The sequence below is a fragment of the Mannheimia indoligenes genome (assembly GCF_036880405.1).
Lineage (GTDB): Bacteria > Pseudomonadota > Gammaproteobacteria > Enterobacterales > Pasteurellaceae > Mannheimia > Mannheimia indoligenes.
Genome location: NZ_JBAJJM010000007.1, coordinates 70,361 through 90,435, shown reverse-complemented (window position 1 = coordinate 90,435; position 20,075 = coordinate 70,361). Strand labels below are relative to the sequence as shown.

General features: G+C 39.5%; 12 protein-coding genes and 1 pseudogene. 7 read left to right on the top strand and 6 right to left on the bottom strand.

Going from position 1 to position 20,075, the window contains the following annotated elements; genetic code table 11:
* Window positions 1–28 precede the first annotated feature (28 nt).
* From V6W77_RS05470 to araC, 4 genes are all read right to left on the bottom strand, one after another.
* Window positions 29–988 carry an ABC transporter permease gene (locus V6W77_RS05470; protein WP_025236127.1) on the bottom strand — a complete coding sequence of 320 codons (960 nt, stop codon included), beginning with the start codon at window positions 986–988 and terminating at the stop codon, window positions 29–31.
* On the bottom strand, window positions 975–2,462 hold the full coding sequence (locus V6W77_RS05465; protein WP_334254028.1) for a sugar ABC transporter ATP-binding protein: 1,488 nt from the start codon (window positions 2,460–2,462) through the stop codon (window positions 975–977). The genes V6W77_RS05470 and V6W77_RS05465 overlap by 14 nt, the downstream gene beginning before the upstream one ends.
* 52 nt (window positions 2,463–2,514) lie before the next feature.
* Entirely contained in the window at window positions 2,515–3,489 is a 975-nt protein-coding gene (locus tag V6W77_RS05460; RefSeq protein ID WP_334254027.1) for a substrate-binding domain-containing protein, read from the bottom strand.
* A 188-nt stretch (window positions 3,490–3,677) separates the two neighbouring features.
* Window positions 3,678–4,535 (bottom strand): arabinose operon transcriptional regulator AraC, encoded by an 858-nt coding sequence (gene araC, locus V6W77_RS05455; protein WP_334254026.1) that lies wholly within the window; start codon window positions 4,533–4,535, stop codon window positions 3,678–3,680.
* A gap of 235 nt (window positions 4,536–4,770) precedes the next feature.
* Here araC and mukF point away from each other — a divergent pair, with 235 nt between their 5' ends.
* The 4 genes from mukF (at window position 4,771) to V6W77_RS05435 (ending at window position 12,641) form a co-directional block, all read left to right on the top strand.
* Entirely contained in the window at window positions 4,771–6,114 is a 1,344-nt protein-coding gene (mukF, locus tag V6W77_RS05450; protein WP_334254025.1) for a chromosome partition protein MukF, read from the top strand.
* A gap of 60 nt (window positions 6,115–6,174) precedes the next feature.
* Window positions 6,175–6,897, top strand: coding sequence for a chromosome partition protein MukE (gene mukE, locus V6W77_RS05445; RefSeq protein ID WP_334237606.1), 723 nt, complete (start codon window positions 6,175–6,177; stop codon window positions 6,895–6,897).
* Between the two features lie 39 nt (window positions 6,898–6,936).
* Window positions 6,937–11,382 (top strand): chromosome partition protein MukB, encoded by a 4,446-nt coding sequence (mukB, locus tag V6W77_RS05440; protein WP_334254160.1) that lies wholly within the window; start codon window positions 6,937–6,939, stop codon window positions 11,380–11,382.
* 80 nt (window positions 11,383–11,462) lie between these two features.
* On the top strand, window positions 11,463–12,641 hold the full coding sequence (locus V6W77_RS05435; protein ID WP_334254024.1) for a sugar transporter: 1,179 nt from the start codon (window positions 11,463–11,465) through the stop codon (window positions 12,639–12,641).
* Between the two features lie 71 nt (window positions 12,642–12,712).
* On the opposite strand, the gene V6W77_RS05430 is transcribed toward V6W77_RS05435, so the two are convergent.
* Together V6W77_RS05430 and V6W77_RS05425 are read right to left on the bottom strand one after the other, a co-directional pair.
* Window positions 12,713–14,449, bottom strand: a complete 1,737-nt coding sequence (locus V6W77_RS05430; protein ID WP_025236118.1) for a DUF3413 domain-containing protein — start codon at window positions 14,447–14,449, stop codon at window positions 12,713–12,715.
* 5 nt (window positions 14,450–14,454) lie between these two features.
* Window positions 14,455–14,676: a YejL family protein gene (locus tag V6W77_RS05425; RefSeq protein WP_025236117.1), complete on the bottom strand. Its 222-nt coding sequence runs from the start codon at window positions 14,674–14,676 to the stop codon at window positions 14,455–14,457.
* Window positions 14,677–14,914: 238 nt separating this feature from the next.
* On the opposite strand from V6W77_RS05425, the gene V6W77_RS05420 reads away from it, so the two are divergent.
* The 3 genes and pseudogenes from V6W77_RS05420 to V6W77_RS05410 all read left to right on the top strand — a co-directional run bounded on the left by V6W77_RS05420 (window position 14,915) and on the right by V6W77_RS05410 (window position 19,903).
* Window positions 14,915–15,487 carry a TetR/AcrR family transcriptional regulator gene (locus tag V6W77_RS05420; RefSeq protein WP_334254023.1) on the top strand — a complete coding sequence of 191 codons (573 nt, stop codon included), beginning with the start codon at window positions 14,915–14,917 and terminating at the stop codon, window positions 15,485–15,487.
* A 30-nt stretch (window positions 15,488–15,517) separates the two neighbouring features.
* Window positions 15,518–16,723, top strand: a complete 1,206-nt coding sequence (locus V6W77_RS05415) for an efflux RND transporter periplasmic adaptor subunit (RefSeq protein WP_025236115.1) — start codon at window positions 15,518–15,520, stop codon at window positions 16,721–16,723.
* An 11-nt stretch (window positions 16,724–16,734) separates the two neighbouring features.
* Window positions 16,735–19,903: pseudogene (locus V6W77_RS05410) on the top strand (efflux RND transporter permease subunit).
* The last annotated feature ends 172 nt before the right edge of the window (window positions 19,904–20,075 follow it).

The window sequence follows — 20,075 nt, the reverse complement described above, 5'->3', positions numbered from 1 at the left end:
ATAGTATGATCAATTTTTCTTTTCATCGTTATACTCCTTGTTTTTTAAATTGCCCTAATGCAGTAGCACTAATACTTAATATAATAATGATACCGGTAATGATTGTTTGCCAATAAGAAGAAACATTCATTAAATTTAAGCCATTTTGAATGATTGCTAGCAGCATTACTCCCATAACTGTTCCTAATAATGTTCCTTTACCTCCAGATAAGCTAGCTCCACCTAAAACGACAGCTGCAAGTACGGTTAACTCATAACCGAGTAGCGAATCAGGAGCAACGGATTGTACGGTATAAGATTGTACAACTCCTGCTATTCCAGCCATAAACCCCATATAACCATAAGCAAATAAATGCAGAGATAGAATATTAAACCCAATTCGAGATGTAGCATCTTGATTCCCACCAAGTGCATAAATTTTTCTACCGATAGTTAATTTACGGGTAATTAACCACGTCAATAATACAGATGAAATAGCCATAATTGCTTGGAATGAGATACCGAACTCAAATCCATCTTGAGAGGTTTGTTTGAAAAATAGGCGTTCTTGTATAAACCATTCAGGATAGTCGTATAACCATACTCCTTTCGTGAAATAGAGTAGCCCCCCATAAAAGATATTCAATGTTGAAATTGTAATAATAATGGAAGGTACACTCAGCTTATTAACAAACAGGGCATTAACAAAACCTAACAGAATCCCAATGAAAGATGAGATAGCGAACACACCTAAAAAGCCAATATCATATTTTCCTATTATTGTTACCATAACATATTGCGAAATAATAGTTATGGCAGGAAAAGAAATATCAATACCTCCTGAAATAAGGACAACAAATAACCCACAAGCTAAAATCATTAGCATTGAGTAATTATTGACCACATCATAGATGTTTTCTATGGTCGCAAAGTCATTGGTAAAAAGTGTAAGCAAAACGACTAAAGCGAATATAGTTGCAGAAAGGATATAATTATTAGTGATTTTCATAGATGACCTCCGCAATCAATTTTTCTGTTGCATTAATAGGTAGAATTTCGTCCAATATCTTGCCTTTTTTCATTACAAGAACCCTATGACTGTTGTAATATGCCTCTTCTACTTCATCGGTAACAAAAATAACTGCAATACCTTTCTGTGCTAATGATTTAATGATATTGAATATACCTTCTTTATTAGCAATATCTACGCCAATAGTTGGGGCATCTAAAATAATAATTTTAGGATCAATCGCTAACCATTTAGCAATGGAAACCCGTTGAGCATTACCCCCTGAAAGGGTATTTACTGGCAAATCTGAATCAGCTACTTTAATTTTTAGTGAGTCAATGAGCTCTTGACTATGTTGATACGCCGTTGAAGATTTAATAATATTAAGTCCACCACAGATCTTATGAAAAATAGTAGATATGATATTGTGATGAATGGACTCTGCCATAATTAATCCGGTTGTCATTCTATCTTCTGACACATAAGCAATCCCATTTTTGATAGCATCACGATTTGTTTTAAAAATGACTTTTTTTCCATTTAATAATATTTCGCCGGATTTAGGCTGAGTAATCCCGAATAAGCTAAGGCATAATTCCGTACGTCCTGAACCCAGTAAACCGGTTAAAGCAATAATTTCCCCTTCTCGTAATGCAAAATTTATATTTTCATATTGACGAGGTAATGTTAAGTTACGTACTTCTAGTACTGTTTTTCTTTGCGAAAAATCGGGCAAATCTAACCGCTTGTATTCGATTTCTAATCCGGTCATTAAGAATCCTAAACGTTTCTCATCCATTTCACTGATAGGATATTGACCAACTATATTGCCATTTTTAAGTACTAAAACGGTATCAGAGACACTCATTACTTCTTGTAATTTATGACTGACAAAAATAATACTAATGCCTTTACTTTTTAACTTTAGTACAACTTTTAGCAGATCTTGTACTTCTTTCGCCGTAAGAGATGCTGTTGGCTCATCCATAATCAATAGGCGAGCGTTTTGTGCCAATGCACGACATATAGCAACTAATTGTTGCTGTGCAATGGGTAAATCTTCTAAAACTGCATTAAGATCTAAATCAGCATTAATACTCTGAACCGCATTTAAAGCGACCTTTTGAATCTCTTCCTGACTTACCCAGCTAAACTTGCGGTGTAAATTTATCGCTATATTTTCTGCGACTGTTAAATTAGGAAATAGAGCCAGATCTTGATAGATAACTTGAATCCCTTTTTCAATAGATTCTTGGGGAGTTAATTTAGAATATGTGGTCGCACCGATTTGGATTTTAGCTCCTTTATCAGGTTGATAAACACCTGATAGGATTTTGATTAGCGTGGATTTTCCACAACCGTTTTGACCGGCAAGGCAGAGAGCTTCTCCATAGTCTAAAGAGAGGTTTACTTGATTTAATGCCTTTATACCGTGGAATGTCTTACTGATATTCTGCATGGAAATAAATGCCATAATGCCTCCTCAGAGAAATATGGGTTCATAAAGAACCCATATTTATCGTAGATTAATATAAGTTGTCGATATTATCTTTAGTCACTTTAAGTACATTGTGGAATTGGAGTAATTTTTTCTCTGCATCCACTTTAGCTTTACCAACATTAGGGATTTCTAAGCCGTCTTCAATTTTTTCACCTTTTAACACTTTTGCTGCAATAGCGGCAAGGGCATAACCTGCATTAGCTGGGTCATAAGTGATTCCCATTGTAATATCACCACTTTTAATTAAATTAGCAGCTTGAGATGGGATCATCATACCGAAAACATTCAATTTATTTTTCAAGCGTTTTTCTTTGACAGCTAAACCTGCACCAATAGGACCTTGAGAACCGAAAGATACTACTGCTTTTAAATCAGAGTGAGCTTTTACTAAGTCAATCGTTGTACGGCGAGCATCATTGATATTTTCTGCAACCGGCATTCTACTGGTAACTTCAAACATATCTGGATAATATTCTTTTTGGTATTTCACAAATAAATCTGCCCATAAATTATGTTGAGGTACGGTTAAACCACCTACATAAATCACATATCCGCCTTTACCGCCCATTGCTTTGGCAACTTCTTCAACATAATCTGCCGCAAACTGAGCATTATCAATAATTTCAATATCCCAATCTGCACTTGGTTGACCTACAGATTCATTTGTTAAAACGACAATGCCATTTTGTTTTGCTTTTTTCAGCACCGGTTCTAAGGCATTTGCATCATTTGGAACGATAGAGATTGCACTCACTTTTTTGGCAATTAAGTCTTCAATTAATTTCACTTGCTGTGGAGCATCCGTATTTGACGGACCAACTTGGTAGGCGTTAATGTTATTGTCTTTACCTGCTTGAACGACGCCTTCAGCCATACGGTTAAACCAAGGCATACCATCAATTTTAGAAATATTGACCATATCATTCGCTAGAGCTGAACTATAGCAGCTTAATGCTAAGATTCCGGAAAATAATGCGTGTTTTAATGTTGGTTTTTTCATTGTTCTTCCCTCATAAATTAAGAAGTCATTACGTTGTACACCTGCTCCAATAGCAGGTTATCTTTACTTTAATAGAAACAGCACTATTAAAGCTGTCTTAATCTTATGCTTTAAGTGGAGGAGAGAACAGGTAAATTTTTGTTATTGATATGGAAAATTCTGCTACGAAAAGCGAAGTGAGATCTAGATCACACTTCGTTATCTTTACGTCTTTCGATAGTTCTAAATTCAGAAGGGGATAATCCGGTGTGCTTTTTGAAGATTTTAGAAAAATACAACGGGTCTTCATAGCCCAATGATTTAGCGATATTTAATATTGAAACGTTAGAGAAATATAATAGTTTTTTTGATTCTGCAATACGCTGTAGTTCTCTCCATTGAACTAAACTAATGCCTAGAGATGCTTTAAATAAGTGAGATAGTCGAGAAGGAGATAAAAATACCTTTTCTGCTATGTATTCTACACTGTCATTCCGGGATAAATTAGACAAGATTAAATCACAAACATTAAGAATACGTTGATCTATGACAGGTATAACCTCAATTTTCTCTGCAGAAATACATTTCATCAATAAATATTCCAACAGAGTAGTTGCTACATCTTCTTTAAAAAAATGGCTAGATTTTAATTCAAGATCAATTTTAGAGAAAAGCTGGCTGATTTCTTGGAAATATCGATTGTCATTAATTTTTATCCGACCAATTCCTGCTTCTTTATTAGACCAATTTAACCATTTATTCCATTTAGGATTTGGTAAAAAATAGATCCATTTATAGTGCCAATATAGGGACTCAGAATGACGTTGGTAATTTTGAATCACATTTGGAGAAAAGAGAAGAAGTTGTCCTCGACTCACATTAAACGTATTTTTTCCGTCATAAATTGTGCCACTACCAAAAGTTGTCAGCTGTAACATATAGCCATTCATACCTTGTTTATTGACAACAGAATCAAGATAATTTCCTTTTTCGCATTGAGTCAATCCGACAGCTAGCTCAAAGTCAAAGGAGGTATTTGGCGAAAGTAGAGAGAGGTTTTTGTACATAGTTTTGAGGTTAAAATACTTTAAAATAGCGATAGATAATTTTACGCTGTAATAAAAGAAAATTGAATATTCTATAATAATTAGTAAATAAGAGAATGTTTAAAATTCATCAGTTAGTCAGTAGTTTATAAAAAACTAGCTAAAACCAAGGCTTGTATTTTACACATTCCCATTTTGCTTTCATTCAGTTACAATAACTACTATTTTTATATAAACAAATAACAGATTAAGCCGTATGCAGAACGAATTGGCACAGACTATTCCAGAACTCATTTCGTGGACGAAGGATCGTGAATTTTCTCTTTCACTCTCTTCCGACCGCCTCGCTTTCTTACTTGCGATTTCTATTTACAATCAAGAACAGACCGATGGTGAATTATTAGAAAGTGATCTTATCGATCTTTTCCGCTATGTATCTAATGCGTTTGAGCAGTCGGATTCCACCTTTACCCAACGTGCCAATAATGCGATTAACGACTTGGTAAGACAGCGTTTATTAAACCGTTTTACCAGCGAATTTACTGAAGGATTGGCGATTTATCGGGTAACACCACTTGGGGTGGGGATTTCTGATTATTACGTTCGTCAGCGTGAATTTTCCAATTTACGTCTTTCCATTCAACTTTCGATTGTGGCGGATGAAATCCAACGTGCCTCGGTTGCCGCAGAAGAGGGGACGGCAGAAGCCAAAGATGAACGCTTTTGGCGGAATAATGTGTTTGCTCCGTTGAAATATTCGGTGGCGGAAATTTTTGACAGTATCGATCTTTCCCAACGCATTATGGATGAAAACCAACACCAAATTCGTGAGCGAATTGCGGAATTGTTACGTCAAAACTGGCACGAGGCGATTATGAGCTGTGAGCAGTTGTTAGATGAAACGTCGGGCAATTTACGTGAATTGCAAGATACGTTAAATGCTGCTGGCGATAAATTACAAGCCCAATTATTGCGTATTCAAAGCTGTTTAATTGCCCGTGATGATTTAGATTTTATCGACCAGCTGATCGTGAATCTGCAAAATAAGCTTGACCGCATTATCAGTTGGGGGCAACAGGCGATTGATCTTTGGATCGGCTACGACCGCCACGTGCATAAATTTATCCGTACCGCCATTGATATGGACAAAAACCGTGTGTTCGGTCAGCGTTTACGCCAATCTATTCAAGATTACTATAATGCCCCTTGGCTGCTTTACATTGCAAAAGCAGAGTCTTTATTAGATCTGCGTGATGATGAAGCAATGTTGAATGAAGCTGAATCTGTCGGCGAGTTGCCAAGTGAATTGGAATATGAATCGCTGTCTGATGTGCAAGAACAAATTATTGCGACAATGCAAGCTCATCTTGCACCTTATCGTGCGGAAGGCAAGCCGATTGATTTAGGGGCAATTTTGCGTGATCAGTTAGCGATGTTCCCGGAATCCCGCCATTTTGATGTGGCAAGAATTATTGTGGATCAAGCCGTGAAATTGGGTATGGCAAGCCAAGACAACCAAGCAATTTATCCGCAATGGCAAGCCATTAATGAACGCGGTGCCGAAGTGCAGGCAAATGTGATCGATCAATATAACAAATAGCCCAATACAATCAGTAACAAGCGGTCGTTTTTAGAGAAAATTTAGCAAAGAGAACACAAAATGACAGACAATATCCAAGACGTTATTTCCCCGAAATTGGCGGTGGCGATTGCCAACCCAATTTTCCCACAGCTTGACAGCCAACTGCGTGCCGGTCGTCACATCAACACCGAATCCCTTGATGAACACGCATTTTTGATGGATTTCCAAACAGAGCTGGAAGAGTTTTACCGCCGTTACCACGTGGAATTAATTCGTGCACCGGAAGGCTTTTTCTATTTACGTCCGAAGGCATCAACGCTCATTAACCGTGCGGCAATGTCTGAAATGGAAATGTTGGTCGGTAAAGTGTTATGCTATCTCTATTTAAGCCCGGAACGCTTGGCTCAGCAAGGTATTTTCAGTTACGACGATGTGTATGAAGAATTACTGAATTTAGCCGATGAAAGCAAATTATTAAAAGCGGTGAACCCACGTTCAACCGGTTCAGATTTAGACCGTACTAAATTAGCGGAAAAAGTCGGTGGTGCATTACGCCGTTTATCTCGCATCGGCATCATTACCCGCATTGGCGAGCAAAACAGCAAAAAATTTGTGATTGCAGAAGCAGTGTTCCGCTTTGGTGCAGATGTGCGTACCGGCGATGATCCACGCGAGGCACAATTACGCTTAATTCGTGATGGTGAGGCTACAACGCCTTCACTTTTAGCTGAACAAGCGGTTGAATTAGATGAAAATCTTGCAAATGGTTTAGATGATACAGAAGTGGCTGATGAGGAATAATCAAGAATGGAAAACATTGAATTATTAGACGAAAACCCAATGGAACAAGCAGCTACTCTTGCACCTGTTATGCCTCGCCACGAAGGGGTGAAACGAGGAAAATTCCAATCTTTAACCTTAATCAACTGGAACGGTTTTTTTGCCCGTACTTTTGATTTAGACGAATTAGTTACTACGCTTTCGGGCGGTAACGGTGCGGGTAAATCCACCACAATGGCGGGTTTTGTGACGGCGTTAATTCCGGATTTAACTTTGCTTAACTTCCGTAATACCACCGAAGCCGGCTCGACTTCCGGTTCTCGTGATAAAGGTTTATACGGTAAATTAAAAGCCGGTGTCTGTTATGCCGTGTTGGAATCGCTTAACTCTCGTGGCCAGCGAATCATTACCGGTGTGCGTTTACAGCAAATTGTAGGGCGTGATAAAAAAGTGGATATCCGCTCGTTCTCGGTGCAAAACATTCCAGCAGATCAAAGCATTATCAGCCTTTTAACCGAACAACTGGGCGAAAAAGCCCGTGTGCTGCCGTTAAATGAATTAAAAGATAAATTTGAAGGCACAGAGGTTCAATTTAAGCAATATCATTCCATTACCGATTACCACAGCTTTATGTTCGACTTGGGCGTGATTCCAAAACGCTTACGTTCAGCTGCTGACCGTAGCAAATTCTACAAATTAATCGAAGCATCACTTTACGGCGGTATTTCCAGCGTGATTACCAAATCGCTGCGTGATTACTTATTACCGGAAAATACAGGCGTTCGCCAAGCGTTCCAAGATATGGAATCGGCATTGCGTGAAAATCGTATGACGTTAGAGGCGATCAAAGTTACCCAGTCTGATCGTGATATGTTCAAACGCTTGATTACCGAATCGACCAATTATGTATCGGCAGATTATATGCGTAATGCCAACGAACGCCGTGGCAATGTGTTACAAGCGTTAGAGCAACGCAAAGAGTGGTATGCAGCAAAATCAAAAATTTTGCTTGAGCAGCAACGTTTTGTGGAATTTAGCCGTGAAACCGCTGATATTGCCGAAACCGAAAATGCGTTAGAGGCGGAATATAATAGTGCGAACGATCATCTTAATTTAGTGATGAACGCACTACGCCATCAAGAAAAAATCGAACGCTATCAAGATGAAGTGGAAGAGCTGAATATCAAGCTTGAAGAACAGCAAGAAGCGTTGGAAGAAATTGCGGAAGTGGCGGAAAACGCCCAAGTGAGAGCTGATCAGGCAGACGATCACGTTGAAGAACTTCGCTCGCAAATGGCGGATTACCAACAAGCCTTAGATGCTCAACAAACCCGAGCCTTACAGTATCAACAAGCGATTAATGCGTTAGAAAAAGCGAAACAATTAACCGGCTTGGCAAATTTAGACTTGAATAACATTGAAGATTATCACGCCGAATTTGAAGCTCAAGCAGAGGATCTGACCGATAAAGTATTCGATCTTGAACAGCGTTTAGCCGTATCGGATATGGCGAAAACGCAGTTTGAGAAAGCCTACGAGCTAGTTTGCAAAATTTCAGGGGAAATTGACCGCTCTCAAGCGTGGGAAGAGGCTCGTTCGTTACTTTCTGCTTTCCCTGAACAAAAAATGCAAGCTCAACAAGCGGTGGCATTACGCCAAAAACTCAATGAATTAGAGCATCGCTTACATCAACAACAAAATGCCGAACGTTTGTTGGCGGAATTTAATCAAAAAGCCCAACTTTCTTTAGATTCAGGCGAAGAGCTTGAGCAATATTTTGAAGAGCAACAAGCACGTTTAGAAGATTTAGAGGCGGAATTATCTGATTTCGTTGAGCAGCGTTCAACCCAGCGCCAACAACGTGAGCAACTGAATCAACAATATCAGCAATTAGCGAAAAATGCGCCGGCGTGGCACACCGCACAATCGGCATTGGCTCGTTTGGAAGAACAATGCGGCGAGAAATTTGATGCTAGCCAAGCGGTAATGCAGTTTATGCAAAATATGCTGAGCAAAGAGCGTGAGGCAACCCTTGAGCGTGATGAACTCGCCCGTAAAGAGCAGCGTTTAGAGGCAAAAATTACCCGTTTAAGCCAACCGGACGGCTCGGAAGATGCTCGCTTAAACCAATTAGCCGAGCGTTTTGGCGGCGTATTGCTGTCTGAATTATACGATGATGTGTCGATTGAAGATGCACCTTATTTCTCCGCCTTATATGGCGAGGCTCGCCACGCTATTGTGGTGCGTGATTTAGAGGCGGTAAAAGCCCAATTAGATAAATTAGATGATTGCCCGAGCGATCTCTATTTAATTGAAGGCGACCCATCTGCCTTTGACGATGCGGTATTCAGTGCCGAAGAGTTAAGCGAAGGGGTTGTGGTTAAAGTTTCAGAGCGTCAATGGCGTTACTCGAAATTCCCTGAAGTACCGTTATTCGGCCGAGCTGCTCGTGAAAAACATTTAGAAACCTTAAAAGCTGAGCGTGATGCGATTGCCGAAAAACACGCAGAGCGTGCTTTTGATGTGCAAAAATGCCAACGTTTGCATCAACATTTGAGCCAATTTGTCGGCACACATTTGAATTTAGCGTTCCAAGAGAATCCGGAAATGGTAATGCAAGAGATTGCTGCCGAGCGTGCGGAAATTGAACGTGAATTGGCACAATCCAGCGGGAACGAACAGCAACTTCGTCATCAGCTAGAGAGCGTAAAAGCGCAGTTGCAAATTTTAAATAAAATTCTACCGCTTGCATCACTGTTAGCGGACGAAACTCTAACTGAAAGAGCGGAAGCTTGTCGTGAACAGCTAGAAACAGCAGAAGAAGATGAGATCTTTATTCGCCAATTCGGTTCTGCTTTAACCCAATTAGAGCCAATTGCCGCTGCCCTTAAGAGCGATCCGGCTCTATTTGAGCAACTTGAGGCAGATTACAGCCGTTCGATTGCAGAGCAAAAAGTGTTACAACAAAAAGTGTTTAGCTTAGCGGATGTGATGAATCGCCGTTTACACTTTAGTTATGAAGAAACGGTTGGCACAGAAGGCTCTGCATTAACTGAGCAACTTCGCCAACGTTTGGAAAATGCTCAACGTGAACGTGAACAGGCTCGTGATCAGCTACGCCAAGCTCAGGCTCAGTTATCGCAATACAACCAAGTTCTTACCGGCTTGCGTAGCTCTTACGATGCGAAAAACCAGATGTTGCAAGAGCTGATTCGTGAAATTGACGATTTAGGCGTGCGTGGTGATAGTGGAGCGGAAGAGCGTGCAAGATCTCGCCGTGATGAATTGCAACAACGCCTAAGCCAACAACGTTCCCGCAAAGGATATTTGGATAAACAAATCGCTGTGATTGAGGCGGAAATGGACAACCTCAACCGTACTTTACGCAAAGCCGAGCGTGACTATAAAGCACAACGTGAATTAGTGGTACAGGCGAAAGCAAGTTGGTGTATTGTTCAGCGTTTATCTCGCAACAGCGATGTGGAAAAACGCCTCAACCGCCGTGAATTAGCTTATCAATCAGCGGAAGAGTTACGTTCTATTTCGGATAAAGCCTTAGGTGCATTGCGTACAGCGGTGGCGGATAATGAATACTTGCGTGACAGCCTGCGAGCATCGGAAGATAGCCGTAAGCCGGAAAACAAAGTGGCATTCTTTATTGCGGTTTATCAACATCTACGTGAGCGTATTCGTCAGGATATTATCAAAACAGACGACCCGATTGATGCGATTGAGCAGATGGAAATTGAGTTATCTCGCTTAACCAATGAATTAACCAGCCGTGAGAAAAAATTGGCGATTAGTGCGGAAAGTGTGGCAAACATCTTACGCAAAACGATTCAGCGTGAGCAGCAACGTATTCTCCAACTCAACCAAGGCTTACAAAATATTGCTTTCGGTCAGGTGAAAGGGGTGCGTTTAGTAGTAAATATTCGTGATACGCACGCTATTTTACTCAATGCGTTATCGAATGATCGTGATGAACATAAAGATTTATTCGACAGCCAAAAACTCAGTTTCTCTGAAGCATTAGCAATGCTCTATAAACGTGTAAACCCACATATTGAGATGGGGCAACGTACGCCGCAAACTATAGGTGAAGAGTTATTGGATTACCGCAACTACTTAGATTTAGAAGTGGAAACCTTCCGTGGGGCAGACGGCTGGATGCGTGCAGAAAGTAGTGCATTATCAACAGGGGAAGCAATTGGTACGGGTATGTCAATTCTCTTAATGGTAGTACAAAGTTGGGAAGAAGAAGCTCGCCGTATGCGTGCGAAAGATATTCTGCCGGCTCGCTTGCTCTTCTTAGATGAGGCGGCTCGTTTAGATGCGACTTCAATCAATACACTCTTTGAATTGTGTGAGCGTTTGGATATGCAGCTCTTAATTGCCGCTCCTGAAAACATCAGTCCTGAACGTGGTACAACTTATAAATTAGTACGTAAGATCGCTAATAACCAAGAGTATGTTCACGTGGTGGGCTTAAAAGGTTTCGCTAAGTAAAACTTAGAAAGCGATTCTTATTGTTCATATACCCAAAAGCTCTTTCGGCTTTTGGGTTTTTACTTTTCTCGGATTTTTATATGAAACGTGCTCGAAAAGCTCAGCGGAAATTGTCTTTCCTAAGAGTATTTAGCCTTGCCTTTGCGGCATTTATTGTTATTACAACAGAATTTATTCCTATTGCCTTACTGTCAGATATCGCTGCGAGTTTTCAAATGGAAACCTCTAGCACAGGTATTATGATTACGGTATATGCTTGGGTGGTATTTGGATTATCGTTGCCATTGATGTTGCTGACAGCAAAGATGGAAAGAAAAAAATTACTTATCCTGCTTTTTATCCTCTTTACTCTTAGCCATATTTTGTCGGTTATTGCGTGGAATTTCTGGGTGTTATTAATTTCTCGTATCATTATTGCAGTGTCTCACGCCATTTTTTGGTCGATTACCGCCTCATTGGTTATTCGTGTTGCCCCGAAAGACAAAAAAAGACAAGCACTCGGTATGCTGGCACTAGGAAGTCCACTAGCGATGATTTTAGGTTTACCTCTTGGGCGAATGATTGGGCAAGCATTAGGCTGGCGAGCAACTTTTAGCATTATTGGCGTTATTGCTTTTATTGTAGTAATAATGCTCTGGCGATTGTTGCCTTATTTACCAAGTAAAAATGCAGGCTCAATGAAAAGTTTGCCGATTTTATTTAAACGTCCATTTCTGGTAGGCATTTTCTTACTCGTCATACTGATTGTTTCAGGGCATTTTACGGCTTACAGCTATATTGAGCCATTTATGGTTCAAATCAGTGCTATTAGCCCGAAAACGACCACATTGATTTTATTAGTCTTTGGCTTAGCGGGTATTACAGCCAGTTTCTTATTTGGCAAACTGTACGGTAAAGCCCCGAATAAATTTATTTTAGGTGGCATTGGCATTATTATGCTAAGCCAGTTAAGTTTATTACTACTAAGCGGTTCTACGATGGCAATGTTCGCATTAGCATTTGTATGGGGCATTGGTATTACAGGGATGAGTATTGCACTACAAATGAAAGTGCTTGAACTTGCCCCTGATGCCACAGATGTTGCGGCTGCGATCTTTTCCGGAACTTATAATTTAGGCATTGGGGCAGGAGCGTTGCTGGGTGGAATTACTATCAATCAGCTAGGGTTGCCTAACATAGGATTTGTCGGCGGTGGCTTAGCTTTTATTGCTATTTTATGGTTTATCTTTATTACGTTAAGATATAGAACGGCTAGATAATAAAGCAACAAGCGGTCATATTTTCTTTAATTTTTGCAAATTTTTCGGAAAATATGACCGCTTGTTTATTTTTATTTCTCAATAAACTGATTGCTTTGCTGAATCATTTGTAAGAACAAAGCAAGCGGTGGGCGAGTGTCTTTCTCTATTTCTCCATTTGCATTGAAATGTTTGAAATTCCCTTTGCGATCAATATGGTATTGCTCGCCATTCGGCATTACTGCCACATTCCATTTATGGTTAGAGCTAGAGACCCACAGGCGTTGGCTCTGGGTACTTAAATCAATACCTTGTGCATAATCGCTAAGCGGATTTTGCACTTTAAAGAAGCCACTTAATAACGTTGGCATAATATCTAAATGGCTTGAGAGGAAATTGTACTCTTTACTTTCGCCTTGCCAATAAAATAGCATTGGAACTTGAATGTGTTTCTTCGCAAACGGATTTTCATCGGTTGAGTCATTGTTGGTAGTATCAGAAGTAATCATAACCAACGTATTACCTAATAATGCATTTTGCGTTAAGTGTTGCCAAATTTCAGCGAATTGCAGATCGAATAGTTTTTGTTGATCTTGACTAGATGCTGCTGATGGCACACTTAAATCCAAATAACTAAAAAACGGATTATCCAGCGAACGACTGCTAATCCAACTTTTCCATTGTGAAATTGCCCCAACATTGCTATGTGCCGTAGGTAATAAAATACCAGAGAAAATAGCTTGATGATAAATCGGATCAGCAAATCCGTTATGGGAGAAAAGCCCTAGCTGATAATTCGATTTTTTGAAAACTTGAATTAATGGTGAAACGGTTTTATCTGCCAATACAGAATCTAAATATTTCCCACTTAAACTATAAAATAACCCTAACGCACCTGCTGAATGGTTATCGCCACTACTATAGTGGTTCATAAAGCGGTAAGAGTGCTGACTGACTTCGGAGAGATAAGGCATATTTTCAGCATTAATCATCTCTTTAGCCAAACCTGAGAGATTAATTAATAAAATATTTGTATTTGATTGCTGAGTTGGGACTAAAGAAGCCTTAGGATAATTTAAGAAAAAGGTATCTAAACGCCCGCTTTCTTCAATTTCTTGATCTAATTCCGCTCTATCAATAAATCCGTGTTTTTCTAAAAAGTTACGAGCGGTCATCGGGTGAGACAACGGATAATTCGCTTTTTGGGCGGTAATCGGGCGATAAGCATTCATATCAGCCCACGCATAGATTAAATGGGTGGCAGTAAAGCTTACTAAGAAAAATAACGCAACATATTTTCCCCATTTTTGGCGACTGAAGCTACGCAGCTTCTGCCAACACCAACGAGAGTAAATCATTTCTGCTAATAAAATCAGTGGCATTGGCACAAATAATAGTTGCCATTTTCGGGTAAGTTCACCTTCTTCGGGATTGACTAATAAATCCCATACAAGCGGTGATAAATGCAAAGAAAATTGCTTAAAGACTTCAGTATCAACTAATAAAACAGTTTGCCCGATTGTGGCAAGAATAACCGAAAGCCCTCGATAGGTACGGTCATTTTTAATGATGAAACTGAGTGGAAACAAAATTAGTAGAAAAGCCGCAAAAACGACAAAACTGAAATGCCCAAATAAGCTGACAAAAAAGTAAAGTTTGCCGACAAGAGTATTTGGCCAGTCTGCATTGAATGCATAACGAGACGAAATGAGTAACGCTAACACAATATTAAATAGTGCAAACCAGTGTCCCCACGTTATTTTCTGTGAGGTGGCATCCCGATATTGGCGGGAGTTTGCCGGCAATAAAGCGTGTAGGCGTTTAAACATAATTGTTATTTAGCTTTTAATGATTGTTTTAGTGCGTCTGCAAAAGCTTCTGCGAGAGCTTCACGCTGTGAGGGATTTTGAATATTTTCGCTTAAAATATTCGTTACCATATTACCTAATGCCATTAAAGATAAATCAACGGGAGCTTTGTGCTTTTCAATAGTTACAATAAGATCGGCTAATAATGCATCAAATTGCTTTGTATGATATTTAGATTTTGTTGCCATAAATAGATAAAAGATATATTAAAGATATATTTCAATAGTAGCATAAAAATAGGCAGAAAGTAGCATTCAGACTTATTGTTTGGCTGATTTTTGCAAAGTTTTGACGAAATCCGACCGCTTGTTCAAAAAAATTTAATTTTTTCAATGAATTTATTCATCATTTTTATAATTTTTCTGCTTTCTTTTTTCCTAAAAATGGCTAAAATGAACGACCGTTCATTATAGGCTAGGAGATCAAATGTCTAGGCGGATCGAGCCAAAAGAAGAGATGGTAAATCGTATCTTATCAGCCACTGAAAAGCTAATCGTAGATGAGGGTTTACAAAACCTTTCAATGCGTAATATTGCCAAAGAAGCGGGTATTGCTTCGGGTACATTGTATCTTTACTTTAAAACAAAAGATGATTTATTGCACGGGTTAGCAACTCAATTGCTTGAATGTTATAACAATTACTTGTCTTTTGGGTTTATCTCTGAAATGGACTTGTTTCAGCAATATCAAGCATTGATGCAAAAGAAATGGCAGTTTTTAACAGAACGATTGGAGTTGGTAAAACAATTTCAGGCAGTTGTTGGAATTGATGAGCTAATTCGGGAAACCATTGCAGATGAAAATTCATTTTGGAATAAGTTAATTTTTGAAGGTAAGAAGCAAAAAATAATTGTAGATTTACCAAATGAATTACTCTATGCGTTAAGTATTGGTACATTGGTAGATATTAAGTATCTACAAAAGCTCAATCAAGACAGTAATTTTGAAGCATATCTTGATGAGATTATTTTACGCACTTGGAAAGCAATTACTTTTTAGGTTTATTTTTTATTTATTTACGGAGAATGTATGACAACGGAAACGCAGAAGCCGGGCAAAGGCAGAAAGTTTTTAATTGTACTCACATTGTTAATTGTATTGATTGTATTTGCTGCAATCGTAGGATTACAAAAAATCGGGGCGATGAAAAAAACAGAAGCTGCGGCAAATATGCCTGAATCTGTTAGTGAAGTAACGGCAATGCAGGTTACTACACAAGAATGGACACCCACAATTTCAGCAGTTGGTTATATTCGCCCAAATCAAGGGGCGATGTTGAGTGCTGAAACTTCAGGTGTGGTAAGCCGTGTGCTGGTTACATCAGGTCAGCGTGTGAAAAAAGGTGATCTTTTAGTTGAATTTGACAGTAGCGTCGAACTTGCTAATTTAAGAGCTTCAGAAGCCCAGCTTTCAACAGCTAAAGCCAATTTTGAACGTTATCGCAATTTGATTGCATCGAACAGTGCTTCAAAAGCAGAATTTGATAATGCTCAATCAACCTATAACCAACTATTGGCGAATATTGAGTCATTACGTTCAATTATCAAACGCCGTCAAATCTATGCCCCATTTAGTGGTGTGGCGGGTATTGTGAATGTAAACGTAGGACAATACATCACAATGGGAACTGAAATTGTGCGTGTTGAAGATCAATCTTCTATGAAAGTACGTTTTACTCTTCCACAAACTAATGTTGAGCAAGTTTCGGTTGGTCAAAAAGTAACAGCAGAGATTGATGCGTTACCTGCACAAACTTTCCCTGCTCGTATTGTGGCAATTGATCCTGCCGTTGATCGTTTAACAGGTTTAATGAATGTTGAAGCGGTGATTGAGGAAGGGCAAGAAAAATTGCTTTCAGGTATGTTTGCACGTTTAAATGTAGCGTTACCAACTCAAACAGAGCAGGTTGTTGTGCCACAAATTGCGGTAGCTTATACAATGTATGGTGAAACGGTTTATGTGTTGCAGCCTTTATCTGAGGAAGATAAAGAGAAGGTTAATAAAATGGCAGCACAGAATCCAAGTTTAGATGTAAACAAAATGTATCGTGCAAAACAAGCGGAAGTGAAAACCGCTGACCGCAGAGGTAATTATTCGCAATTAGTGAAAGGCGTGAAAGCCGGTGATTTAATTGTAACGGGTGGATTACAACGTTTGAGTAATAACTCGTTAGTAAAAGTGTCTGATATTGAAGCCGTTGGTATTAGCACACCAGCAAAAAACAGCAAACTTTAATGGAGTAGTAAGTGAAATTTACTGACATCTTTATTAAACGCCCTGTTTTAGCCGTTTGTATTAGCTTACTCATTACGATTTTAGGCTTACAATCGATTGAAAAATTGCAGGTGCGTGAATATCCGGAGATGACTGTTTCTATTGTAACGGTAAGCGTGAACTATTCAGGTGCTGATGCCGGTTTAATGCAAGCTCTTGTTACCTCACAGTTAGAAGAGGCGGTCGCTCAAGCGGATAATATCGACTATATGACTTCATCAAGCTCGCCAAGTACGACAACAGTTACCGCGAAAATGAAGTTAAATACCGATCCGAATGCAGCACTTTCAGACATTTCGGCAAAAGTGAATGCGGTACGTTCTAATTTACCGAGAGGTATTGATGACCCGTCTATCAGAGTTTCGACCGGTTCTAATGATGCGTTAATGTATATTCGATTTGTGTCTGATGAATTAAATACGGCACAAGTAACCGATTACCTGAACCGTGTGGTTAAACCGCAATTCTTTACCGTAAATGGTGTTTCAAGCGTAGATGTGTATGGTTCAACTTTTGGTTTACGCATTTGGTTAGATCCGGATAAAATGGCGAGCAATAAGCTATCGGGCTCAGCGGTTTTATCGGCATTAAGTGCTAATAACTTACAAACTGCAGCCGGTAATGCTAACGGTTATTATACGGTATATAAAAACAAAGTTTTATCAACAACTCCTTCCGTTCAAGAGTTAGAACAAGTTACCGTTTCAACGACACCGGATGGTAGAACAATTAAACTCAAAGATATTGCCACCGTAGAATTAGATAAAGCTAGTGATGCTGCTCGTGCAACAGTAAGTGGCAAAGAAGCGGTGGTTTTAGCGGTTTCAGTTGCAGCTACAGCTAACTCATTGACTGTAGCAAAAGATATTTACCCAATGTTTGATCAGGTCGTGAGAAACTTACCGGATAGCATTCAAGGGGATATCGTTTATGATAAAACCATTGCGATTGATAGCTCAATCAATGAAGTTATCCGTACTATTTTAGAAGCAACCGTTATTGTATTAGTTGTGATTATCCTATTCTTAGGTTCGCTCCGTGCAATGATTGTACCCGTTATTACCATTCCGATTTCACTTATCGGGGCATTGTTCCTGCTTCAAATGTTTGGCTTCTCAATCAATCTTCTAACCTTACTTGCGTTAGTATTAGCGATTGGTTTAGTAGTAGATGATGCGATCGTAGTACTTGAAAACGTAGAACGCCACGTTAAAGAAGGTAAAACGCCATTTGATGCAGCAATTATTGGTACGCGTGAAATTGCCTTACCGGTAATTTCAATGACAATCACATTAGCAGCAGTATATTCCCCAATGGCCATTAATGACAGGGGTAACAGGCACACTTTTCAAAGAGTTTGCTTTAACTCTTGCCGGTGCGGTATTTATTTCAGGAATTGCAGCTCTTACGCTTTCACCAATGATGTCTAGTCGAGTGTTAAAAGAGCATAAAGAAGGTGAAGAATCTCGTTTTGCACGCTTTGTTCATCGCTCGCTAGATAAAATGACAAGCTGCTACACCAATATGCTAAGTGCGGTAATGGCAGTTCGTGGTTTTATGCTGTTTTTTGCGGTATTGATTTTTGCAAGCCTACCGTTCTTATTTACCTCACTTTCAAGTGAAGTTGCTCCAACAGAAGATCGCGGTTTCGTTGTAGGGATTTCGAATGGTCCATCTAACACAAATTTAGATTATACAGAAGCAGCCTTAGCTCCGTTTACTGAGGAAGTATCTAAAGTCTCTGAAGTTTCATCGGTTATGACGATCTCAGGGTTCAATGGTGGTAATAGTGCATTATCGATTATCGCATTAAAAGATTGGAATGATCGTACTCGTGAGCGTGCAGAAATTTCAAACGAAATTGCAGCTCTAGGGAAAAAAGTAGTTGCAATGGACGTAAATGCGATTGCTTTCCCTGAGATCTCAACAGGCGAAAACGGCTTACCGTTCTCACTTGTGATTACAACAGCAGACAGCTATGAAAAATTAGCAGTGGTGGCTTCCGAGTTCTTGAAAAAAGCACAGGCATCTGGGCAGTTCTTCTTTGCGAACCTAGACCTAAAATTTGACACGGCAACGATGAATATGAAATTCGACCGTGAAAAAATGGGGGCTTATGGCGTAACGATGCAGCAAGTAAGTGGCACATTAGGGGCATTCTTATCGGGTGCAATTATTACCCGTGTCGATATTGACTCTCGTGCTTATCCAATTGTATCGCAAGCAGTACGTAACGACCGTTTAAATCCTGAAGATTTAATGAACTACTATGTTACGACTGCAACTGGAGAGTCTATTCCGCTAGGTTCATTTGTTACAATGGAATTAACTACCTCACCATCCTCATTACCTCGTATGAGCCAGTTAAACTCTGCGACAATTGGCGGTGTAGTATCCGGTTCTATCGGTGATGCCGTAAATTGGGCGAAAGCAGAATTAGATCGCACTTTACCTACTGGTTATCAGTACGATTTTAGAGGTGAGTCTCGTCAATTTATTCAAGAAGGTAATGCAATGGCAATGACATTTGCACTTGCGGTTGTGATTATCTATATCGTACTGGCAATTCAGTTTGAGTCTTGGCGTGATCCACTAGTAATCTTAGTTTCTGTTCCATTGGCAGTAAGTGGAGCATTACTGGTTATGAACATTCCATCAGCAATGAAAGGACTGTTTATGGGAATTGCCGCCGGCACAGGCTCTAAAGATATGATGGCATTTGCCAATAGTATTTGGACGGCAGGCTACACGCTCAACATCTACTCGCAAGTAGGCTTGATTACGCTTGTTGGTTTAATCACCAAACACGGTATCTTGATGTGTGAAGTGGCAAAAGAAGAGCAATTAAATCACGGCAAATCTCGCTATGATGCTATTGTTTATGCGGCAACCATTCGTTTACGTCCGATTATGATGACCACCGCAGCGATGATTGCAGGCTTAATTCCGCTCTTATTTGCGGTAGGTGCCGGTGCGATCGCCCGTTTCAGTATGGGAATGGTCATTGTGGCAGGTCTTGCGATTGGAACACTATTTACCCTGTTTGTACTGCCTGTGATTTACACCTTCTTAGGTCAGGAGCACAAACCTTTACGTGAATTTGATGAGGAAAAATATTTTCCAACCACAAAAGAAGCGTAAAACTTAATACAAAGGAAGGACGTAGCAATATGTCCTTTTGGTTACAAGCGGTTAGATTTCCTCATTTTTTTGCAAAAAATAAGAGAAATCTAACCGCTTGTTTATTTTATTTACAAATAACGAAAACGTTTGCCTAGAAAGTTTACAACTTACATTTTTATCTGTATAATCC

Coding starts and splice junctions, on each gene's coding strand:
- V6W77_RS05470 (WP_025236127.1), bottom strand. CDS start 988: ATGAAAATCACTAATAATTATATCCTTTCTGCAACTATATTCGCTTTA.
- V6W77_RS05465 (WP_334254028.1), bottom strand. CDS start 2,462: ATGGCATTTATTTCCATGCAGAATATCAGTAAGACATTCCACGGTATA.
- V6W77_RS05460 (WP_334254027.1), bottom strand. CDS start 3,489: ATGAAAAAACCAACATTAAAACACGCATTATTTTCCGGAATCTTAGCA.
- araC (WP_334254026.1), bottom strand. CDS start 4,535: ATGTACAAAAACCTCTCTCTACTTTCGCCAAATACCTCCTTTGACTTT.
- mukF (WP_334254025.1), top strand. CDS start 4,771: ATGCAGAACGAATTGGCACAGACTATTCCAGAACTCATTTCGTGGACG.
- mukE (WP_334237606.1), top strand. CDS start 6,175: ATGACAGACAATATCCAAGACGTTATTTCCCCGAAATTGGCGGTGGCG.
- mukB (WP_334254160.1), top strand. CDS start 6,937: ATGGAACAAGCAGCTACTCTTGCACCTGTTATGCCTCGCCACGAAGGG.
- V6W77_RS05435 (WP_334254024.1), top strand. CDS start 11,463: ATGAAACGTGCTCGAAAAGCTCAGCGGAAATTGTCTTTCCTAAGAGTA.
- V6W77_RS05430 (WP_025236118.1), bottom strand. CDS start 14,449: ATGTTTAAACGCCTACACGCTTTATTGCCGGCAAACTCCCGCCAATAT.
- V6W77_RS05425 (WP_025236117.1), bottom strand. CDS start 14,676: ATGGCAACAAAATCTAAATATCATACAAAGCAATTTGATGCATTATTA.
- V6W77_RS05420 (WP_334254023.1), top strand. CDS start 14,915: ATGTCTAGGCGGATCGAGCCAAAAGAAGAGATGGTAAATCGTATCTTA.
- V6W77_RS05415 (WP_025236115.1), top strand. CDS start 15,518: ATGACAACGGAAACGCAGAAGCCGGGCAAAGGCAGAAAGTTTTTAATT.